The organism is Streptomyces sp. NPDC051211 (assembly GCF_040689505.1).
Lineage (GTDB): Bacteria > Actinomycetota > Actinomycetes > Streptomycetales > Streptomycetaceae > Streptomyces.
Genome location: NZ_JBFBAV010000016.1, coordinates 128,768 through 149,174 on the forward strand (window position 1 = coordinate 128,768; position 20,407 = coordinate 149,174).

Annotated in this window: 19 protein-coding genes and 1 pseudogene; 10 read left to right on the plus strand and 10 right to left on the minus strand. The window is 71.1% G+C overall.

Features of this window, described 5'->3' with window-relative positions; genetic code table 11:
• The first annotated feature begins 91 nt into the window (after positions 1-91).
• A complete protein-coding gene (locus tag AB0447_RS18285) occupies positions 92-1,489 on the plus strand; it encodes a serine hydrolase domain-containing protein (RefSeq protein WP_366477699.1) in 1,398 nt (465 codons plus the stop codon).
• A 37-nt stretch (positions 1,490-1,526) separates the two neighbouring features.
• On the opposite strand, the gene AB0447_RS18290 is transcribed toward AB0447_RS18285, so the two are convergent.
• The gene (locus tag AB0447_RS18290; RefSeq protein ID WP_366477700.1) at positions 1,527-1,835 is read right to left on the minus strand and encodes a hypothetical protein; all 309 of its coding nucleotides are present in this window, start codon (positions 1,833-1,835) and stop codon (positions 1,527-1,529) included.
• A 165-nt stretch (positions 1,836-2,000) separates the two neighbouring features.
• Here AB0447_RS18290 and AB0447_RS18295 point away from each other — a divergent pair, with 165 nt between their 5' ends.
• From AB0447_RS18295 to AB0447_RS18310, 4 genes are all read left to right on the plus strand, one after another.
• Complete coding sequence (locus AB0447_RS18295) at positions 2,001-3,221, plus strand: cytochrome P450 (RefSeq protein ID WP_366477701.1); 1,221 nt, start codon at positions 2,001-2,003, stop codon at positions 3,219-3,221.
• Between the two features lie 95 nt (positions 3,222-3,316).
• Complete coding sequence (locus tag AB0447_RS18300; protein WP_366477702.1) at positions 3,317-3,490, plus strand: hypothetical protein; 174 nt, start codon at positions 3,317-3,319, stop codon at positions 3,488-3,490.
• A 29-nt stretch (positions 3,491-3,519) separates the two neighbouring features.
• Positions 3,520-3,891, plus strand: coding sequence for a S1 RNA-binding domain-containing protein (locus tag AB0447_RS18305; RefSeq protein ID WP_366477703.1), 372 nt, complete (start codon positions 3,520-3,522; stop codon positions 3,889-3,891).
• A 29-nt stretch (positions 3,892-3,920) separates the two neighbouring features.
• Positions 3,921-5,069 carry a winged helix DNA-binding domain-containing protein gene (locus AB0447_RS18310; protein ID WP_366477704.1) on the plus strand — a complete coding sequence of 383 codons (1,149 nt, stop codon included), beginning with the start codon at positions 3,921-3,923 and terminating at the stop codon, positions 5,067-5,069.
• Between the two features lie 220 nt (positions 5,070-5,289).
• On the opposite strand, the gene AB0447_RS18315 is transcribed toward AB0447_RS18310, so the two are convergent.
• On the minus strand, positions 5,290-6,045 hold the full coding sequence (locus AB0447_RS18315) for a metallophosphoesterase (RefSeq protein WP_366477705.1): 756 nt from the start codon (positions 6,043-6,045) through the stop codon (positions 5,290-5,292).
• A 170-nt stretch (positions 6,046-6,215) separates the two neighbouring features.
• On the opposite strand from AB0447_RS18315, the gene AB0447_RS18320 reads away from it, so the two are divergent.
• The gene (locus tag AB0447_RS18320; RefSeq protein ID WP_366477706.1) at positions 6,216-7,682 is read left to right on the plus strand and encodes a PLP-dependent aminotransferase family protein; all 1,467 of its coding nucleotides are present in this window, start codon (positions 6,216-6,218) and stop codon (positions 7,680-7,682) included.
• On the opposite strand, the gene ligA is transcribed toward AB0447_RS18320, so the two are convergent.
• The 3 genes from ligA to AB0447_RS18335 all read right to left on the minus strand — a co-directional run bounded on the left by ligA (position 7,679) and on the right by AB0447_RS18335 (position 12,138).
• Entirely contained in the window at positions 7,679-9,760 is a 2,082-nt protein-coding gene (gene ligA / locus AB0447_RS18325; protein WP_366477707.1) for an NAD-dependent DNA ligase LigA, read from the minus strand. The two genes, AB0447_RS18320 and ligA, sit on opposite strands and share 4 nt — an antisense overlap.
• 66 nt (positions 9,761-9,826) lie before the next feature.
• Entirely contained in the window at positions 9,827-10,705 is an 879-nt protein-coding gene (locus AB0447_RS18330; RefSeq protein ID WP_366477708.1) for a 2OG-Fe(II) oxygenase, read from the minus strand.
• 380 nt (positions 10,706-11,085) lie between these two features.
• Positions 11,086-12,138, minus strand: a complete 1,053-nt coding sequence (locus tag AB0447_RS18335; RefSeq protein WP_366477709.1) for a hypothetical protein — start codon at positions 12,136-12,138, stop codon at positions 11,086-11,088.
• A 237-nt stretch (positions 12,139-12,375) separates the two neighbouring features.
• Between AB0447_RS18335 and AB0447_RS18340 the strand changes: the two genes are divergently transcribed.
• A complete protein-coding gene (locus tag AB0447_RS18340) occupies positions 12,376-13,383 on the plus strand; it encodes a glutathione S-transferase C-terminal domain-containing protein (protein WP_366477710.1) in 1,008 nt (335 codons plus the stop codon).
• Between the two features lie 87 nt (positions 13,384-13,470).
• Here the strand turns inward: AB0447_RS18340 and AB0447_RS18345 are convergent, their stop codons facing one another.
• The gene (locus tag AB0447_RS18345) at positions 13,471-13,746 is read right to left on the minus strand and encodes an isoamylase early set domain-containing protein (RefSeq protein ID WP_366477711.1); all 276 of its coding nucleotides are present in this window, start codon (positions 13,744-13,746) and stop codon (positions 13,471-13,473) included.
• 228 nt (positions 13,747-13,974) lie between these two features.
• A complete protein-coding gene (locus AB0447_RS18350) occupies positions 13,975-15,177 on the minus strand; it encodes an aromatic acid exporter family protein (protein WP_366477712.1) in 1,203 nt (400 codons plus the stop codon).
• Positions 15,178-15,460: 283 nt separating this feature from the next.
• Here AB0447_RS18350 and AB0447_RS18355 point away from each other — a divergent pair, with 283 nt between their 5' ends.
• Positions 15,461-15,643, plus strand: coding sequence for a hypothetical protein (locus AB0447_RS18355; RefSeq protein WP_366477713.1), 183 nt, complete (start codon positions 15,461-15,463; stop codon positions 15,641-15,643).
• Between the two features lie 60 nt (positions 15,644-15,703).
• Here AB0447_RS18355 and AB0447_RS18360 read toward each other — a convergent pair whose 3' ends face one another.
• Positions 15,704-16,093, minus strand: coding sequence for a hypothetical protein (locus AB0447_RS18360; RefSeq protein ID WP_366477714.1), 390 nt, complete (start codon positions 16,091-16,093; stop codon positions 15,704-15,706).
• A 151-nt stretch (positions 16,094-16,244) separates the two neighbouring features.
• On the opposite strand from AB0447_RS18360, the pseudogene AB0447_RS18365 reads away from it, so the two are divergent.
• Positions 16,245-16,526: pseudogene (locus AB0447_RS18365) on the plus strand (MBL fold metallo-hydrolase); the annotation flags it as partial.
• Positions 16,527-16,764: 238 nt separating this feature from the next.
• Here AB0447_RS18365 and AB0447_RS18370 read toward each other — a convergent pair.
• Positions 16,765-18,153, minus strand: a complete 1,389-nt coding sequence (locus AB0447_RS18370; RefSeq protein ID WP_366477715.1) for an FAD-binding protein — start codon at positions 18,151-18,153, stop codon at positions 16,765-16,767.
• Between the two features lie 516 nt (positions 18,154-18,669).
• On the opposite strand from AB0447_RS18370, the gene AB0447_RS18375 reads away from it, so the two are divergent.
• Positions 18,670-19,728 (plus strand): alpha/beta hydrolase-fold protein, encoded by a 1,059-nt coding sequence (locus tag AB0447_RS18375; protein WP_366477716.1) that lies wholly within the window; start codon positions 18,670-18,672, stop codon positions 19,726-19,728.
• Positions 19,729-19,761: 33 nt separating this feature from the next.
• On the opposite strand, the gene AB0447_RS18380 is transcribed toward AB0447_RS18375, so the two are convergent.
• Positions 19,762-20,343: a hypothetical protein gene (locus tag AB0447_RS18380; RefSeq protein WP_366477717.1), complete on the minus strand. Its 582-nt coding sequence runs from the start codon at positions 20,341-20,343 to the stop codon at positions 19,762-19,764.
• Positions 20,344-20,407 lie beyond the last annotated feature (64 nt).

Consider the following 20,407-nt stretch of genomic DNA (forward strand, 5'->3'; position numbering starts at 1 on the left):
AGCGCCGTACGGATGGCCCAAACGGCAAAAATGATAAAATTGGATGCTTTGCCGACCGTCGACTGTCGAGCACGAGGGCTGTGATGCCGGCATGAGGACCATCCGCGCTGACGCCGACACCCCGGACCGCACCCACCGCCGAAGAACCGGATCCGCACCCGCATCCGCATCCGAGGGCTGGCGCGCCGCCCGTCGCCGCGCCGCGGTGCTGGCCCCGGGCGCGGCCGTGCTGATCGTGGTCTGCGGCCTGCCCCCGGCGGCTCCCGTCGCGTCGGCCGCACCCGTCGCGATGGCGAGTGCCGCCGACCCCACCCCGTCTCCAACGGTTCCGTCGGCGGCGCTGAAGCCCATCGATCCGGCCGCGCTGCAATCCGCGGTGGAGCAGGCGGCGAAGAAGCTCATGGTGCCCGGCACGGTGGTCCTGCTCCGCACCCCCCAGGGAACCTTAAGTACGGTCGTCGGCACGACCGAGCTGGGCAAGGCCACCCCGCCCACCACGGCCGACCACTTCAGGATCGCCTCCAACACCAAGACCATGACCTCGGCGCTGATCATGCTCCTCGCCCAGGACGGCAAGCTCCGGCTCGGCGACCGGGTGTCCGACTACGTCCCCGGCGTACCCGGCGGCTCCGACATCACCGTCGCCGAGCTGCTGAAGATGCGCAGCGGCCTGTACAACTACACCGACGCGCCCGAATTCTCGGCGTCCCTGGACGCCGAACCGGGCAAGGCGCGGACACCGCAGGAGATGCTGGACATCGCCTTCCGGCACCCGCCGAACTTCGCCCCCGACGCCTCCTACGAGTACAACAACACCAACTACGCGCTGCTGGGCCTAATCGCCGAGAAGGCGGGCGGCCGGCCGCTGGCCCAGCAGTTCCGCGACCGGCTGTTCACCCCGCTCGGCCTGGCCGGGACCTCGCTGCCCGGCATCCACGACGTGTCCCTCCCCGCCCCCTACGCGCACGGCTACATGTACGGCGGATCGGCCCACGCGATGGTCGACGAGCTCTACCCCGCCGACGTACAGGCCGCGGCCCGGTCGGGGAAGCTCAAGCCGGTGGACTACACCCACCAGAACCCGTCCTACGCCACCGCCGCCGGAGGCGTCATCTCCACTGCGGACGACCTGGCTACCTGGATCAAGGCCCTCGTGACGGGCAAGGTCCTGAACCCCGCCTCCCAACAACAGTGGCTGCGCAGCCCGCAGGCCCAGGATCCGGCCGCCCCCGAAGGCCAGAAGTACGGGTACGGCATCGCCTACCAGCGGTTCACCCCGAAGGCCGCGATGTACTTCCACGGCGGTGAGCTCCCCGGCTTCAACTCCTTCATCGGCCACGACCCGGCCAACGACGTCACCCTCGTCGTCTGGACGAACCTGACCGTCTCCCTCGATTCGAAGGCCACGGCCATGGCCCTGCTCCCCACCGTCCTCAACCAGGTCTACAGCGGCGTCTCCTACCCCACCGTCACCGACCACGACGACTAGGGCGTTTCCGGTCGGAAAGGTGATCCGACAGAAACGGCTAGTGGGCGGCGGGCTCGTACGCCAGGGGGACGCCGTCACGCATCACCTGGCGCGCCACCGCATCGGCGGACAGCCGGAGTTCGTCCTCGATCCGCGTCCGGCCGGACTCGCCGACCGTGATCGCCGCAGCGCGGTGCGGAGCATCGGCCAGGCGCTGGATGCGCAGGGCGTCCGAAGGCCGTACGGCAGAGTCGAAAGGGGTACCGGGCGCACCGGGTTCGGCGGACGGGTCACCGCCAGCGCGCGCCGCCGTCGCCACCCTGATGTGCGCGGTGCCCTCCGGCCCGGTCCGGCTGTCTTCCGCCATCGACTCCCCCTTCACCAGGAATGGTTCGTACCCCGATACGCCGTGGTTGCACTCCCGCAGAGCTGCGGCGGACACCGACGGGCATGGCCGGAAAGCGGCATCCAGGGAGACTTGGGCATATATCCTCACTCTCCACAGCGAGGGCGACGTACTCCTGGAGGAATCATGAGCGAGCGGCCGGTCCTTCTGCCCTACGCCGACCCCGCCTTCGTCGCGGATCCCTTCCCGCTGTACCGGCAACTGCGCGAGGACGGCCCAGTGCGCCGCGCCGTCATCGCGGGCGGCCTGGACGCCTGGCTCGTCACCCGCTACGACGACGGACTCGCGGCCCTGTCCGACCCCCGCCTCGGCAGCGACATCCGCGACGCCTCCGACACCCGGCTCCTGCGGCAGCTGCCGGAATCGGAACGCGAGTCGATGCTGAGCAACATGCTCCGCAGCGACCCGCCCGACCACACCCGCCTGCGCCGCCTGGTCTCCAAGGCGTTCACCGCCCGCAGAGTGGCCGGGATGCGGCCCCGGATCCAGTCCATCACCGACCGGCTGCTGGAAGCGGTCGTCCCGGCCGGCCGCGCCGACCTCGTGGCGGAGTTCGCGCTGCCGCTTCCGGTCGCGGTGATCAGCGAACTGCTCGGAGTGCCGGTGGACGACCGTCACGACTTCCAGCACTGGACCGACCGCATGATCATGCGGGGCGCGGAGCCGCCGGACCCCGCCGTGGTGAACGAGGCATGGCAGCACATGCGCGCGTACGTGACCGACCTCATCCAGGCCAAACGGGCACGCCCCGGCGACGACCTGCTCAGCGGCCTCATCACCGCCCGGGACGAGGAACAGCAGCTGACCGAGGACGAGCTGATCGCCATGGTCTTCCTGCTGCTGGCCGCCGGCTACATCACCACGGTCAACCTGATCGGCGGCGGCATCGCCACGCTGCTCGCCCACCCCGCCCAGCTCGACCTCCTGCGCTCCGACCCCGAGCTGCTGCCGGGCGCGATCGAGGAGTTCCTCCGCTACGACGGCCCGGTCAGCCCCGGCATCGCGCGGTTCGCGCGCGAGGACGTCGAGATCGCGGGCGTGACCGTTCCGCGCGGCGCGACCGTACTGATCGCCTCGGCCATCGCCGACCGCGACCCGGCACGGTTCCCCGACCCCGACCGCCTCGACATCACCCGCCAGGACAACGCCCACCTCGCATTCGGGCACGGCATCCACTACTGCCTGGGCGCGCCGCTGGCCCGCCTGGAGGGGCAGATCGCCATCGGCACCGCCCTGCGCCGCCTCCCCGGCCTCGCTCTCGCCGTGGCGCCGGACGAGATCCGCTGGCGCCCCGGCGGGTTGCGCGGCCCCCTGAGCCTGCCGGTGACCTTCAGCGCCGGCGGCTAGGACTCGCGGACTTCGGCGTCGAGCCGCTCTTGGACGGCTTCGGGCTTGACGCACTCTTCCCGGCCGGCCGGAACGGCTTCCACGACGGAGCAGAGGTGCCCCTCGACATCGGCCTGGAGCTGGTGCGGCTCATGCTGCGCGACAGCGGCGTCTGGTGCCGGCTGGAGGTGGAGGGCACCTTCGCCGTACACGTGGGATGGGACCAGTACCTCTACATCGGCAGTACATCGCCGAGGAGGACGAGTTCCCGGAGCTGGCCGACCGGATAACCGACGCCGGCGCCGCAGCGCTCCTGCCCATGTACGCCGATGAACGCGCGCCCCTGTTCACGGCAGTCATGCCGGACCGCGACGGAGTCCTACGGGCCCGCTGGCGGACCGAGCCGACGCCGGGCGACCGGAACTGGGCCTTCCTCAAGAACCTTCACCGAGGTGAGATCGTCACCGGCACGGTCACCCACATCGCCGGCTTCGGCGTCACCTTCGTGGACATCGGCGGCTTCGAAGCGGTGATCAACCTCCCCGAGCCGTCATGGCTCCCCTTCAACCACCCCTCCGACCTCGTCTCCGTCGGCCAGGAGATCGACGCGGAGATCCTTGACATCGACCTGGTCCGAGAGCGAGTGTCACTGTCCCTCAAGGCCCTGCGGGAAGACCCGATGTCGTCCTGACCGGCCGGACGAGGGCAGAATCCCGGACTGTGATGATCACCGCGCGCGAACTCAACCGAGCGACCCTCAGCCGCCAACTGCTGCTGGACCGTGAGCCGCTGACCGTCCCCGACGGGGTGCGGCGCGTGGTCGCGCTCCAGGCGCAGCACCCGGCCTCGCCCTACCTCGCCCTGTGGAACCGGCTCACCGATTTCGCTCCGGCCGAGCTCGACGCCGCCTTCACCGGGCGATCGGTGGTCAAGGCGACCCTGATGCGGATCACCTTGCACGCCGTGCACGCCGAGGACTACCCCGTCTTCCGCGCGGCGATGCAGCCCACGCTGTACGCCTCCCGGCTCGGCGCTCGCTTCGCCGTCGCAGGGCTGACCCCCGCGGACGCCCACGAACTGGTGCCGGAGCTGCTGGCCTTCGCCCGTCGGCCGCGGACCTCGGCAGAGATGCAGGCGTGGGCCGAGGAGCGGCTCGGCGCCGAGAAGAAGGACGCGGCGTGGTGGGGGCTGAAGGCGTACGCGCCGCTGCACCATGCCCCGACGGATGCGCCGTGGTCGTTCGGCCTCCGGCCGTCGTTCGTCGCGGCCGGGACCGGGCCCGTGCCCGTGCCGCCCGTGCCCGCGGACCGTGCGGTGGACCCTCAGGCGCTGCGGACCCTGATCCTCCGCTACCTGGCGGGGTTCGGGCCCGCCTCGGTCGCGGACGTGGCCCAGTTCGCCCTGGTGCAGCGGGAACCCGTCCGCGCGGCACTCCGCGCTCTGGACGGCGCCGTCGAGCAGCTCCAAGGGCCGGACGGCGGCATACTGTTCGACCTCCCGGGCGCCTCCCGGCCGTCCGCCGAAACCCCCGCCCCTCCCCGGCTCATGGCGATGTGGGACAGCATTCTGCTGGCCTACGCGGACCGCAGCCGGGTGATACCCCCGGCCTACCGCCCTCTGGTGATCCGGCGCAACGGCGACGTACTGCCCACCCTGCTGGTGGACGGCCATGTCGCCGGGGTGTGGCGCCCGAAGGAAGGCGGCATCGAGGCCACGGCCTTTCACCCTCTCTCACCCGCCACGTGGGACGGACTCGCCGCGGAGGCCCAATCCCTGACGGCCCTCCTCGTCGACCGCGAGGCGGATGTCTACAGCCGCCACCACCACTGGTGGGCAAAGCTTCCCGAGGCCGAGGTGCGGATGCTGTAACCAGCGGCCGGAGGGCTGGTACTCCGCCCTCCTCGGGGTTGGAGTACCAGCCTTCTCGGCTGCGTTCGCTGCGCGGGCGGGGTCGGACGAGCGACGCTGCGAGCGCGAGCCGCGCGGCATGCTCCTCGTCCCACTCTGCTTCCTGCGTCGCGCCACCCGACGGGGTCTGCTGATCAGGCGGTCGGCGGACACGGAACGGACTTGTGCCAGCTCTCGAAACTCAGCAGGCGACGCTCCGGTAGTGGCTGGTCAGCCGTCCCGAGTCGTCCAGAACGTGGAAGGCGAGCGCCGGCGGCAGGTCGAGATGGACGTGGTCCGTGGGGTGGGCGTACCGCTCCCAGGGAAGTCTGAGGGCCGAGACGACGCCGGGGGCGACGACGAGGGGCTTCCCCGCGAAGGTGGTCGCTGCTGCGGTGTGGGCGTGGCCGCAGATGAGGGCGGCGATGTTGGGATGGCGGTCCACCAGGGCGGCGAGCCGGTGTTCCTCGAATTGGCGGAGGCTGTCGATGTAGGGGCTGTGCAGCAGGGCCGGCGGATGGTGGAAGCCGACGAGAACGGGCACGTCGCTCGGCGTCCGGGCGAGCTCGTCCTCCAGCCAGAGCAGGGTCTCGTCCTCGATGAACCCTTCGTCCTTCCCCGGTACGGAGGAGTCGCACAGGGCGATGACGAAGCCGGGCGTGCGATGAACCTGGTTGACCGGAGCTGCCGAGGCGGGCTCCCCGAGCAGGGACCGGCGGAAGGCGCCGCGCTCGTCGTGGTTTCCCGGGCACACCAGCACCGGGTGCCGGGAGGTCAGTAGTTCCCGGGCCTGCTCGTACTCGGCCGGCAATCCGTGGTCGGCGATGTCGCCGGTCACCACAACGGCGTCGAGATCGCAGGGAAGGGCATCCAAGTAGTCCATGACCGCCCTTGTGCGGTCGATGCTGCGCTGCCGGCCGTCGATGTGGACATCGCTGAGATGGGCTATGACGCTCACGGGTCGTGCCTGTCCTTCCGAGAGATGGGTTGGGCTCAAGGGCATGGGCCGTGGGCCGGGCCGGGGCCGTGGTCGGTGGGCCGTGAGGACGGTCGGGTGTTCATGCCCGCGTCCCTGGCTCCTTCCGGTGAACCTAATCCGCAACTGGACCATGGGTAAGATCCGGTTCCATGCCGAATGATTGGGCCAGTTCGGGGTTCGACCTCCACCTCGACATCGGCCCCGCAGGCGGGCGGCGTTCGGGGCTGGAGTCCGCGCTGCGCGAGGCGATTCGATCGGGACGCCTGAGACCGGGGACACCCCTGCCGTCGACTCGCGGGCTGGCCAAGGAACTGGGGCTCTCCCGGGGCACCGTGAGCGCGGCCTACGAGCAACTCGCCGAGGAGGGCTACCTGGCCGTGCGCCCCGGCTCGGGCGCGCGCGTCGCCGACGTACCCGGTGCTGACCTCTCCCCGGCCGTCCCGGCCACCACCCCCGACCGGCCTCCCCGTTACGACCTGCGCCCCGGGCTTCCCGACGTGAGCGCCTTCCCCGTCCAGGCCTGGCTCCGTGCGTGCCGCCGCGCACTCGGGTCCGCGCCGCCGCGGATCTTCGGTGCCGGGGATCCCCAGGGGCACCCTCAGCTGCGTGCCGCAGTCGCCGACTACCTCGGCCGGACCCGGGGAGTGCTCACCACACCGGACCGAGTCGTGATCACCTCAGGATTCCACCAGTCCATAGGACTCCTGAGCCGGGTCCTCCATGGCAACGGCACCACTGCCGTTGCCATGGAGGACCCGGGCCACAACGTCTATCGCGAGGTCGTCCAGCGCGCCGGGCTCACCACCCCGGCCCTGACCGTCGATGCGCACGGGGCCCGCATCGGATCACTGGCCCGGGGCATCGGGGCGGTGGTGGTCACTCCCTCGCACCAGTACCCGACCGGCGTACCGCTGCATCCCGACCGCCGTCAGTCGCTGTGCGAATGGGCACGCGCCACTGGCGGCCTGATCGTGGAGGACGACTACGACGGAGAGTTCCGTTACGACCGCCAGCCTGTCGGGGCCCTCCAAGGCATCGCTCCCGACCAGGTGGTGTACTGCGGCACCGCATCCAAGACCCTCGGCCCGGCGCTCCGGCTGGCCTGGATGGTCCTGCCGCGCCACCTGGTGGGAGCGATCGTGAAGGCCAAGGAGGAGACCGATCTGTACACCGAGACCATCGGCCAAGTCGCCCTGGCCGAACTGATCAGCACGCACGCCTACGAGCGCCACATCCGCGCAGCCCGCCTGCGGTACCGCCGCCGCCGCGAACTGCTCCTCGAACACCTGGCCGCGTTCCCGGCCTTCACCCCGCACGGTGTTCCGGCCGGCCTGCACACCCTCGTCACCCTCCCGCCCGGCGGAATCACCGAACACCGGCTTCTGGCCGACTGCGCGGAACGAGGCATTGCGCTGCGAGGTCTGACCGAACTCCACCACCGGCCGACGGCTGACACACCAGGAGGCCTGTTGATCGGATTCGCCGCTCCCTCCGAGCACGGGTACCCCACAGCCCTGGGAGCCTTGTCCTCTGTCTTGGCAGACGCCACACGTCGATCCGGTGAGAGTGCCCGGCAGCATTCCCGACACCAAGGTGAGGGTCAGGGCCAGGATTAGGGGAATGCCAGAGCGTCGGCGACCAGCTCGGCGAAGGCCTCCGGGGTGAGGACCTCGACTCCGAGCTCGGCGGCCTTGACCGCCTTCGAGCTCGGCTTGCCGTTCGCGGACGGCGCGGCGACGAGGATCGACGTCCTGGCGCTGACACTGCTGCCCGCGCGCCCGCCGGCCTTCTCGATGAGGGCGTTCATCTCGGTCCGGCCGAACCCTTCCAGGGGCCCGGCCATCTTGCCCGTGACCACGACGACCTTGCCGTCCAGCGGCCCTGCGGCGCCCTGCGCCGCCGACGAGCCCTCGGGCTCGGTCATGTTGACGCCCGCCGCGATCAGCTTGTCGATGACCGGGGCGAGGGCAGCCACCTGTTCGACTATGACCGGGGCCTTCTCCGGGCCGATCCCCTCCACGTCCTGCATCGCGGTGGCGTCGGCCTGGCGGATTGCCTCCATCGTGCCGAAGTGGCGGGCAATGCGGCGGGACATGCTGCGCCCGGTGCCGAGCACTCCCAGGGCGCAGAAGACCCGGCTCAGCGGGCGGGACTTGGCGGCTGTGATCTGCTCGGCCAGCTTGACCGCCCGCTTGGAACTGCCGGACGCCACGGTGAGCTGGTCGACGGAGAGGGTGAAGAGATCGGCGACGTCGGTGACGTCACCGGATTCGACCAGGGCCGCCACGTACGTCTTGCCGAGGCCGTCTATGTCGAGCATCTCGCGCCCCGCCGCGTACTCGATCAGCGCAGGAAGCGCACACGAGGTGCCCTTCGCGCACCGCCACCGCTCCTGCCGCTTGTCGATCTCTCCACCGCAGTTGGGGCACGCCTCGGGCAGCGGAACCTCCTGCGCACCGTCCGGGCGGAGCCGGACCACGGCCGCCTGGACCCGCGGGATGATGTCGCCGGCCTTGTACACCGTCACGGTGTCGCCGATGTGGAGGTCGCGGCGGCGGATGTCGGCGGGGTTGTGCAGAGTGGCCCGGGTGACGGTGGAGCCGTCGATCTCGACCGGGCCGAGTACGGCGGTCGGGGCCAGGACCCCGGTACGGCCGACCTCCCACACGACGTCCTCCAGCACCGTCTGCCGCTCGACGGCGGGCAGCTTGACCGCGATGGCCCAGTACGGGAACCGGGAACCGAACCCGGCCTCCTCCTGCTCGGCCGCGTCGTTCAGCTTGACGACCACGCCGTCGATGCCGACGGGCAGCTCGGCGCGCATCGCGGCGATCGCGTCGACCTGCTGCTGCGCCTCGGCGAGGTCGGCGACGACGCGGAGCCCGGCGGCGGAGGCCGCGGTCGTCTGCACCCCGGCTGCGGCCAGGGCGGCCAGGGCCTCGGCGTGCGTGGCTCCGGCGGGCAGGAACGATACGCCGTCCAGTTCGACCGCGCCGTAGGCCCAGAACGTCATCCGGAGCCGGTACGGCCGGTCCTTCGCCCTCAGCGTGCCCGCAGTGCCGTTGCGGGGGTTGGCGAAGACCTGCGCGCCGTGTGCGGTGCGGACGGCGTTCGCCGTCTCGAACTGCTCCTGGGTGAAGGCCACCTCACCGCGGACCTCGACGGTGGCCGCCTCGGCCAGCTGCTCGGGCAGGCCGTCGATCTGGCCGATGACGTGGCTGATGTCCTCGCCGTGACTGCCGTCGCCGCGGGTGATGATCCCGACGAGGCGGCCGTCGCGGTACCGGGCGGCCACGGCCGCGCCGTCTATCTTCGGCTCGACGGTGAACCCGCCCGCCGGGGCACGGCCCAGACGGCGCTGGACGGAGGCGCCCCAGGCCACCAGGCCCTCGGCGTCGAAGACGTTGTCCAAGCTCAGCAGGCGGGTGGTGTGCGCGATGTCACCGGCCGGGGCCGCACCGTCGGCGACCAGGCCGGTGGGGGAGTCGGGGGAGACCTCCGCCGGGTTTTCCGTCTCCCAGGCCAGGACGGCCAGCCGGAGCCGGTCGTACGAGGCGTCGTCCAGACTGCTGTCGCCGTCTCCGTAGTACGCCCGCGAAGCCTCGCGCAGGCGCTGGAGCGCGGCCTCGTACTCGGTGCGGCCGGACAGGCTGGACAGGCTGGACAGCGCCTCATCGGCGGAAAGGATCGTCATGAGAGTGATCCTCTCCTGGGGCACTGACAATGGCCGAAATCGGTGAAGTCCCGGGGGCCGGACCGGTCATCGCCGTTCTCGTGGGCCACTTTCATGCCGGTGTGTGGGTGTGGGGAGGGTGAGGCGGGTTTCGGGAGCGGCGGCAGGAAGCGTGGTGGGGCGGGCGCCGTCCTGGTCGGAGGTGACGTCCGTGAGCGGGCGGGTGCGTTCGGCGGCGCGTGCCATCCACTGCAGGGTCCGGGTCGAGGTGCCGGACGTCGTCGCGGACCCGGCGCTGCTGATCCACGTCGTGAGCGTGAACCGGTGGTCGGCGAACTGTCCGCTGGGGCACGTGGACGGGACGACCTCGTGGAAGGCGCTGGCCGGGAAGAAGACGATGGTGTCGTGCTCGGGTTCGACGGTGCGGTAGGACTCGGCCGGTTGGGCTCCACCGTCGTGGAGCAGGGTGTCGTACAGCCGGAGTTGACCGCCGTCGAAGCCACGGGGCTTGCGGTGGAGGTAGTACACCGCGGAGAGCGCAGTGCTGACGTCGCGGACCCGCGAGGCGTCGGTGTGCATGCCGTAGTGGCCGCCCTCACCGTGCGCCGTCAGGACCGTCAAGGACTGTGTGAGCGCGGCCTGATGGCCGAGGACCTCCTGGACGAGCGGCAGGCAGTCGGCGAGGTGCGCGGAGAACACCGCGCTCGTTACGGGGAGGACGAGGGAGTTGCGGCCCTTGTGGGAGACCTGACCGGTGAAGGGATCGAGGACCGTCCCGGCGTTGAAGTCGGCCTGCCGGGATATTGCGTACGCCAGCAGGGAGTTGGCGCGTTCCGCACCGAGGAAGTTCTCGAAGCGGCAGACCGGCGCTGGTACCACGGGGGTCGGTGACCACTGGTCGGAGGAAGGCAAGGCCTGGATGCCGATTTCAGTCGGCATGGCCGGTTCCATCGCGTATCCGCTCATGGCCCGGAACCGTACGCCGGGTGCCGACCGCGCCGAAGGAGCACATGGGGGCGCACGGGAGTACGCGCCCCGTGCCGGGTGCTCGCCGTGGCAACCGACCTGCCGGTTCTGCCGATCCGTCCGGGGACCGCCGGGCTCCGGGGGTGTCCCAGGGCAGGGGCGCACAGCGCCGCGGAAAACGTTCGTCCTGCATTCGCGGAAGCCGACTCAGGCGGTCAGGCCACGGGGCCGACGGTGCGCCCGGTTCGTGGGCCGCGTCCCCGCCCGAGGGCCGGGCTGCCGGTGAGTCGGCGCAGCTCCAGTCCGCGACCTCCGCTGACCGCTCGGCTCGCTGCAAACAGGAGGTGGCCGCCCCGCTTCGCAACCGCCCCCGGACCGCATCACAGCATGACGACCTGTCCCCGGCCGGCCTGTCCTGCAAGTGCCTCCGCCCACTGAGCCACTGCCAGGTCAACGTCAGCGCGTCCCACGCAGTTCACATGCCAGGGACGGTCGAGCCTACTTTCCTCGAGGGTCGCGAAGCTGTGAATCCGAGCATCGGGCGGCGGCACATCGTGCCCGGCCCACCAGATCGCGAGGGATTGGACGCCCCGCTGCAGCGTTCCTTCCAGCGTGTCCACGATCACGGAACCCTCGCGGGCGCATGTCGCCACGAAGTCCAAGGGGGCCTCATGGCCGCCGAGGTTCACATGGACGGCGGTCGGGGCGAGCCATGCGCTGCTGAAGACGGGGCTCGACGCCGTGGTGGCGGTGACGAGCATCTGCGTGCCCAGCACCGTGTCTGCTGCCGAATCGGCCTGCACCAGCCGGTAGGGCGTTGGACCCACCGCGGCGTGGAACTCCTCGCCCCGTATGTTCGGCGAGTAGACCCGTACCTCTTCGAGGTCGGGGCATTCGAGCAGCGCCCACAGGCGCATCAGCGTCGAGGCGATGTGCCCGCTGCCCAGAACGCCCACCACCCGCGCGCCGCAGAGTTCGCGCACGACGCAGGCGTAGGCCGCCGTACGCAGGGCGGAGAGCAGAGTGGAACGGATCAGGGTGCGCGGTCGGAGGGTCGGCCGGTCATAGAGCACGTAGAGCGCACAGGCCCGGGGCAGGCCCCGCCGAAGGTTGAGGACATTGGCGCCGACGGCTTTGAAGCCCGCGCCACCCCCGCCGAGGGCGGTCAGTACGTTCAGCTTGTAATCGAAGTCGACACCCCCGTACCGCCTCTGCGTCTCGGTGGAGAGCCGGAGGAACTCCGCGGTCTGCTCATTCGTGGGTGCCGTGATCGCTTTGCCGTACCAGCCGGCCTGTGGTGAGCGCAGCGCGCCGCTCACCACACCGACGACCTCGGGCGCCTTCTGCCACAAGCCGCTCGCGACGAGGTCGGCCTCGGAGACGAGGAGGAGCGGCAGTTCGTCATCGCCGACGGCTGACTGGAAGCTCGTCATCCCTCCAACCCCCTGAACCACACCGACGACTCCCCGACGGCCACAGTGACCGGCCCCGTCCGGCCCGGCCCGAGGGCGCGGCGGGCGGAACGGGCAGAACCATCCGGTTGGCGCAGGCCACCGATGTGATCAGTGTTCGGGATCGCCAGGCGGGTGAACCCGGCGTCGGCGGCTCGACCAGCCCGGTACGCACAGATCGGGGCGGGTCCCCGGGCCGATTGCGGGTAGGTGCCGGGCGTGAGCTATGTGAGCCCCGGCAAGGGGTACTCCCGTGACAGCCGGTACATCACCACCCGGATCACCGCCGACGCGCGCGACGGCTACCCGGTGGAGCGGGGCCGCTACCGCCTGGTGGTCAGCCGGGCCTGTCCGTGGGCCGGCCGGGCGGTGATCGTACGGCGGCTCCTCGGGCTGGAGGAGGCGCTTCCGATGGCCATCGCCGGGCCCGTGCACGACGAGCGCAGCTGGACCTTCGACCTCGATCCCGGCGGGCGTGACCCGGTGCTCGGCATCGAGCGGCTCGAGGACGCCTACCTCGCACGTGACCCCGGCTATGACCGGGGCATCACCGTGCCGGCCGTCGTGGACGTCCCGAGCGGGAAGGTGGTGACGAACGACTTCTCCCGGATCACGGTCGACATGTCGCTGGAGTGGACGCCGTACCACCGCCCCGGGGCGCCCGCGCTCTACCCGCCCGAACTGCGCCCGCACATCGACGCCGTGAACGAGGCGGTGTACAGGGACGTCAACAACGCCGTCTACGAGGCCGGGTTCGCCGGCACCCAGGAGGCGTACGCCGACGCGTACGGGCGGCTTTTCGACCGGCTCGACCGCCTGTCCGCCCAGCTCGAACGGTCCCGCTACCTCGTCGGCGACACCATCACCGAAGCGGACGTACGGCTGTTCACCACACTCGTACGCTTCGACGCCGTCTACCACGGGCACTTCAAATGCAACCGCCACAAGCTGACCGAGATGCCGGTGCTGTGGGCGTACGCGCGGGACCTGTTCCAGACCCCTGGCTTCGGCGACACCGTCGACTTCGACCACATCAAGCGGCACTACTACCTGGTGCACGACGACATCAACCCGACGGGGATCGTGCCGGCCGGCCCCGACACGGCGGGCTGGCTCGCGCCGCACGACCGCGCCGCCCTGGGCGGACGCCCCTTCGGCGACGGCACCGCGCCCGGGCCGGTCGTTCCCGGGGAAGAGGTACCGGCCGACCACACCCCGCTCTCCTGAACGGCCGCCGGGCTCCGGGCTCCGGCTCCGGCTGCCGGGGGATGCGCTCAAGGCTGAGGCCCGGCGGCGGTTCAGGACGGCGGAAGGTCAGGTGTGGAGGCGGCTGTTGGGGCCGTCCTGATCGCCGGCAGCGTCGTCGTTGAACCAGTAGTCCCCGGAGGCCAGATAACGGAACGAGTAGGTGCGCTCGCCGGCCAGCTCCACGGTGACCGCCCGTTTGCCGTCCCTGCGCGGCTTCAAGGTGTGGACGCCGGGCTGCCAGTCGTTGAAGTCGCCGACCACGCTGACCGGCCCGGGCGGGTTGTCGGCGGGCAGGATGAAGGTGACCTCGGTGCGGTCCTTGCGCAGCGTGCGCTCCAGCATGGGGTGCTCCTGACAGCGGCAGCGGGCGGGTACGCCGTCCATCGTTGGCGTGCCACGGCCCGGCCGCACGCCGACGCCCCCACCCGCCCGCCACGGTCACCCGCCCGCCACAACGCCTTGTGACGCAAATGGTGCACCCTGTTACTCCGCGTGCCGAGTGGGGCGGCACGAAGCCGCGTCAGGGGCCGGGCTGACACGCGGTTCGAGCAGGAGCCGGGTGGGATGGCCTCACTTCGGCAGCCCCGGCAGCCCGCGCAGCCGGCCCCGCATCCGGCCCGTGCGCCGCGTGCGGGCGTGGCGGTCGAGTTCCTCCAGCAGGCGGTGGGACCGCTTGTCGACGTCCAGCTCGTCGAGGACCCGGTCGATCTCGGCGAGCAGCGCGCCGAGCAGCTGCCAGTGCGCCGGATCCTCGCGGGCGGAGGCCCGCAGCAGGTCTGCGAGCCGGTCGCGGTGCGCCCGGGCCACGGCCAGCTCCCCGGTCAGGCGGGCCTCCGCCTCTTCCGCGTTGGCGCTGACCTGCGCGGTGATCAGCTGGGCGAAGCTCTCCACGGCGATCGCCGTGTGGCGCAGCACCTGCCGCAGCGCAGCCGCGGTCCCGGCCTCGAAGAGCGGACCGTCGGGGCGGGCCTTGGCCAGGTCGGCCAGAGTCCGGCAGGCCACGCGGAGCACGACCGCGCAGATCTCCAGGGTGTCCAGGCCGGTGCGCAGCACCATCCGGAAGAGGAGGCCCTCCTTGACCCGCGGATTGAGCCGGAGGCTGTCCTCGGCCTGCCGGAGGGCGGTGTCGACCTGCGCGATGTCGTTGTCGAGCCGCCGTGCCTCGTACAGCCGGGCCGCGGCCTGTTCGACCTTGGCCGGTCCGAGCGGTTCCTCGCCGAGGTGGTCGAGCAGCCGGCTCATGCGGAGCGCGAGGTCGGTGATCGCGGTGCCCGCCGGGCCCACCCAGAGGGGTGGTGCCAACAGCAGGTTGACCAGCAGCCCGACCACCGCGCCGATGACCGTTTCCAGGACCCGGTCCCAGGCGGTGTTCGCGACCTGGGTGACACCGAGGACGAGCATGGCGCTGATCGCGACCTCGGGGACGAACTCGTCCACGCGCACCAGGTGGCCCACCACCAGGGAGGCCAGGATCAGCAGGCCGAGGCTCCACCACGTGAGGCCCACCAGCACGCTGAAACCGATCGCGATCAGGACGCCGACGACCACGGAGTTCACTCTGCGGATGCTGGTGGTCAGCGTGGAGTAGAGGGTGACCTGGACGACGAGCAAGGCGGTCAGCGGGGCGGTCAGCGGGTTCGGCTCACTGCTCAGGCGGAGGGCGACGACGTAGCTGATGACGGCCGCCGCGGTGGACCGCAGGGCCTGGACGGCGACCGGCTCGCGGCGGCGCTGCGCGACACGGGTGGCGAGGCTGGTGATCATTTCCGGCATGCCGGGGCGCCTTCCCACGCCGGTGCCGGATGACGCACGGCGGGGCGGTACTTTTTCCGTCCGCTCGGCGGGGCTACGGCGCCCGCCTCCCGGCCCGGGCGGCTGCCGGCACCGAGCAGCGCCGCCCCGCACCGGGGCGGAGGAGGGGACGAGCCGTGGAGCCCGGGCCGAACGGCGGGGGACGGAAGCCCGACGTATCCGGACCGACTGGCCCGGCGGGGACGGGGTAGGCGGGAGAGGACCTGGAGTCCGTGTCGAGGAGAGCTGCGAGGGAGCGGAAGCCATGAAGGACAAGGGCAACAAGCGTCAGGAACAGGAAAAGGGCCGCGAGGAGCAGGTGCAGGAGCACCCCGGTCCGGACCCGGTACACCCGGAGGCCAGCAAGCCGGTAGCCGGCAAGAGCCCCGAGGAAGTGAGGAAGATGCAGGAGCGGAAGATGGCCCACGGGCAGGACGACGCAGGCTGACCGCCCCCCTCCGGTTCCCGCTCGTGCAACTGCGCAACCGTGAGGGCCCGCGGAGAGTTCCTACGGGCCCTCGTCGTAAGTGCCTGCCTCGACCTCGAGGGCGAGTTCCTGGAGCACCTCGATCGCGGAGATGTCCGTCCGCCCACTGTCGTGCGCGATCGCGAGGCTGGTGAACGCCAGGCTGAAGCCGGAGACCATCGTGTGCAGGGCCGGGCCGAGGGCCTCCGCCACCAGCGTTGCCACCTGCTGCGGAGAGGCGTCGGCCGGCACACGGATCGACGGCAGCATCTCGTTCAGGAGTGTCGTGACCACTCCGGCCGTTGCCGCCGGGTAGTCGTCGTTGCCGTCTCCGTTGCCGGTGTCCTCCAGTCCGCCCTCGGCTGCCCGGCGGATTTCCTGGGCTTCGGTGAGGATGCCGATCACTCGCTTGAGTACCTCTGCGCGTTCCATTGTGCGGAGCGTAGTCCGACACCCCGTCGCACGTACCGAAGGACGAGCCGGCCTCGGCCTGTGCGCGGCGCGCGGGTTCAGCGGCTCGAGACCCCGGACGGCCCCCTCGGCGCGATCCACGGAGGTGCGCTCCTGCACAGCCTGGCCGCCCCCCGGCCACACCGTCGGGCACGCCGAGTACGTCATCACCGGTGGCGGACGGCGTCTGATCGCTTTCGGCGATGCCGTGCACGCGCCGATCCAGATCGACCACCCCGAATGGTCCTCGGCCTTCGACCACGACCCGGCCCGGACCGCCGACCACCGCCGCCGCCTCGTCGCCGAGTTGGCAGAGCCCGGCACGGTCGGCTTCGGCGTCCACTTCGCCGACGTGGTGTTCGGACACGTCCGGCAGGAGGGAGACGGCCCGGCTTGGCGGCCCCTGGACGCCTGATCCGCCGGGGCCGGGTGCCAACGGCGGATCGGACGGCGAGACGATGCGGCTGCCGATGCTGATCGCGGGCACCCGCGAGCGGCCGCCGAACCCGGAGACCGCCCTGCCCCGCGCGGGCGGGAAGAACTCGGTTTCCCTGTACTGGCCGTGGCCTGGGGTGACCCACTCAAGACAGAAGGGTCACCCCGCTCCACCGGCGCAGGGAAACGCCGCCCGGACGCCGTCCGGGGCCCCTTGATCAGAAGATGCGCTGGCCGGGAGTGAGGATGCCGTCGGGGTCGTAACGGTGGCGTGCTGCCTTGAACTCGTCCCAGAAGGGGCCGAAGTGGCGCGCCCAGTCGTCCTGGGTGAGCGGCACCGAGCCGATCGGGTACCAGTGGCCGCCTGCCTCGAGTGTGGCGTCGTACTGGCTGCGGTTTGCGGCCACCATCGCCTCGGGGGAATCCGCCCCGGGTGAAGCGGTTTTGAGGAGGGAGAAGAGGTAGGCGAGCTCTCCGTCCGGCATGACGGGGAGCGGGGTCCTGCACTTGGCGGTGAGGATGGGGTACAGCAGGATGACCGCGCTCAAGCCGAGCGCGCCGGCCTTGAGGTTAGCGAGCGTCTTCGTGGCGACGTCGTCTACGGCGGAGGCGGGGAGCAGGCTGTCGTACCAGGGGTGGGGCCGCTGCCACTCGCCGATGGATTTGAACGTCTCCACCAGCGGGGCGATCCGGTTGAGGAAGTCGAAGTAGTCCAGGTCCTGGACCTCGACTGCGGTGTGGTCCAGGTCACTTGTGAGCCGGGCGTCGTCAGCGGGTGTCGCGTCGTAGGCCGCAGCCTCGATCATGTAGGTCCAGCCGTCCGGGGAAGGCGAGTGGACCTGGCCGATGAGGTAGTCGAAACGTCCGTCCCCGATCAGCTTGGCCTGCTGTGCGGTGAGCGCGGCAACGCTCGGGCAGATCAGTGTGTAGAGCCGTACGGAGCGGGGCGCGGGAACCAGCGGGATGGTGGCGCGGGTGATGATCGCGCACTGTCCGAGGCCGCCGAGGGCAGCCCGGAAAAGGTCGGGGCGCAGGGTGGGGGAGCAGGTCGTCATCTCGCCTTCGCCGGTGACGACCTGGAGTTCGAGCACGTTGTCGACCTGCGTGCCGTAGTGGCCGATCTGCCCGCCCAGGCCTCCGGCCGACAGCGTGCCGCCTACGGACAGCTCCAGGTAGTCGGTGAAGGCCGGTGGGGTGAGACCCTTGGACAGGGAAGCCCGGACCAGAGTGCTCCACCGGACCCCGCCCTGGACTATGGCGGTGTCGTTGCGGATCTTGACGGAGTCCAGGGTGCTCATGTCGATGACGAGCCCGGACGGCACCTGGGCCTGCCCGTTGGTGGAGTGCCCCTGGCCCCGCGGGGCCACCTTCAGTCCGCGCTCGCGGCAGTAGCGGACCATCGTGGCGACGTCCTCGGCCGAGCCGGGCCTGAGGACCGCGGCGGGCAGCTGGTGGACGAGGCCGCCGAAGTCGGTGGACGCCGCGTCGAGAGCGGCCTGGTCGAAGCACAACTCTCCGTCCAGCTTGGGGATCTCGTCGAAAGGACCACCAGCGCGGGGGGTGGCAGCCGGTTCCGGCTGCGGGGCAGGGACGTGGGAAGAGGTCACGCTTACTCCAGATCGGCTCGAGAACGGGGAACACCACCGATCCTCGGCCGAGTTGGTGACGGTGATCGGCGGTGTGCGTGATCCACAGTACGCAAGGCCACTCCGGGCCAAGGCCGCCGGGCCGGAGACCGCCGCCAGGCCCGGGCCGGGGCCGGCGGCAGGCCGGCTGGGGGTTCGGCGGGCGGCGTGGCGGCCGGCGCTGCACGCCGGGTCGCCGGCGCGGGGACCATCACCAGTCCAGGCCTGCGGGGCCCGTGCCCGCACGGGCAGCAGGCGACCCGGCTCCGCCGGAGTCCGTAGCCAGTAGCCCACAGGGTGATGACCTCGGCGGTTCTTCGGCGTGGCTGCTTGCCTCGATGCGGATGCCGGACGTGTCATGTGTCTGGTCCTGTGAACGTCTGTGAACGCCCGCCCGCCTGAGGAAAACAGCCCCGGCTACAAGCATCGCCTGCTCGCACACCCGGCACGCGCGGCGGATGGCCGAGACGAACATCCGGTACCGACGGTGAGGGAACCATGGTGAAACTCCCCGCGCGCCGTTCCCTGCTCACGGCCGGGGCCGGCGGATCGGTCGCGGCCGTCATCTCCGCGGCCTTCCTGCTGCGGGGCGGCCCCGCGCCAGGACAGGCGCCGTCCCCCTCCCCGCCCGCCCCGTCCGCCTCCGGAACCGCCTCGCTGCGCACCGACCTGACCCTGCGCAGCCGACTGCTCGGCCGGGACGTCCAGTACAGCCTCTACCTGCCCGCCGGGGTGAGATCCGCGCCCCGGGGCGGCGGGGCGGACGGCGGGATCCCGGTCATCTTCCTGCTGCACGGTGCGAGCGGGAAGCACACCGACTGGGTCGCCAAGGGCGGCATCGTGCCGACCCTGGAACGGGCCATCGCGGCGGGCCGGATCCCGCCGTGCGCCCTCGTCATGCCCGACGCCCGGCGCGACCCCGCCAAGGGCGGAGGTCAGGACGAGACGTTCTACATCAACGACGCCGGATCCGGCGTCGACGCCCTGCGCTACGAGGACATGTTCATCGAGGAGTTCGTTCCGTCCGTCGAACAGGCCCACGGGCTGGGCGGCCGGGCCGAGACGAGGGCCGTCGCCGGGCTCTCCATGGGCGGCTACGGCGCGCTGATGTACGCCCTGCGGTACCCGGGCCTGTTCGGTTCCGCCGCCGGGCTGAGCACGGCACACTTCACCGTCGAGGGCTACCGCGCGATGCCGATGCAGGAGTGGAACCGCTTCTTCGGCCACGCCTTCGGCCGGGACCTGGCCGGAACCGCCCGGCTGACGGACCGCTCCCGGGAGTACAACCTGGCCGACGTCATCCGGCGCACCGCCCCCGACCGGCTCCGGCGCACCCGCTACCACCTCGCCTGCGGCACCCAGGACACCAACCACCTGCCGGGGACCGCGGAGCTCCACACCGCCTTCGCGGCCCGCGACGTGGACGCCGAGGTGGTCTTCCAGTCGGGCGGCCACGGCTGGGCCTACTGGAGCGTCGCGGCGGAGCCGATGCTGGACTTCTTCGGCCGGCAGCTCGGCCCACCCCGGCCAGAGGCTCCTTCTTCCGACGCGTCGTAGTCCGGAAGCAGGCTCTGGGCTTGCCGTTCGACCTCATGGACAGTTCGCGCTTGATGGGGATCTCTGGAATCGGCTCTGACCGGAGTTCCGTGAATGATCTACTCGCGTGCTTCCCGACCGGACCGATCGGTAGGCTCTGCGGGCCCGGCCCGCCTTCGCGTCCCGGGCCAGCAGCCGGTGCGGCTCGGGAAGTCTTCGGACGATCAGGGGCTTCACCGTCAGCAAGGAGACCATCGCGATCCAGGCGCACAGCGGAAGCGCGAGAAGGACCACAACGGCGATGTCGACCTCGAGGTAGGCGGCGTGGCGGAACACCGCCCAGGGAGCTACCGCAACCAGCAGCATGCCCGCCAGCAGGTACCAGTCGACAGGGTTGCGGGGCAGTACGGACGGCAGCGCCTCCATCGGCTCGGGGGCGGGCACCGGCGGGCCGGGCGGGGGGGCCTGATGGGTCATCATGGCCCACGCACCGATGCAGACCGCCCCCGCGGCGAGAGCGGCCAGGACGTCCCAGCGTGCTCCATCGGCCCGGTCGTACACAAAGCAGAGGACGACGGCGACGGCGGCGCTGCCGAGTGAGGCGGCGCGCAAGGATTCGGTGACGGTGTGTCTCACAGGAGTCCCGGGGTCCGACCTGACAGGAACAAGGAGCAGCGATCCGAAGATCGGCTCAACGTAC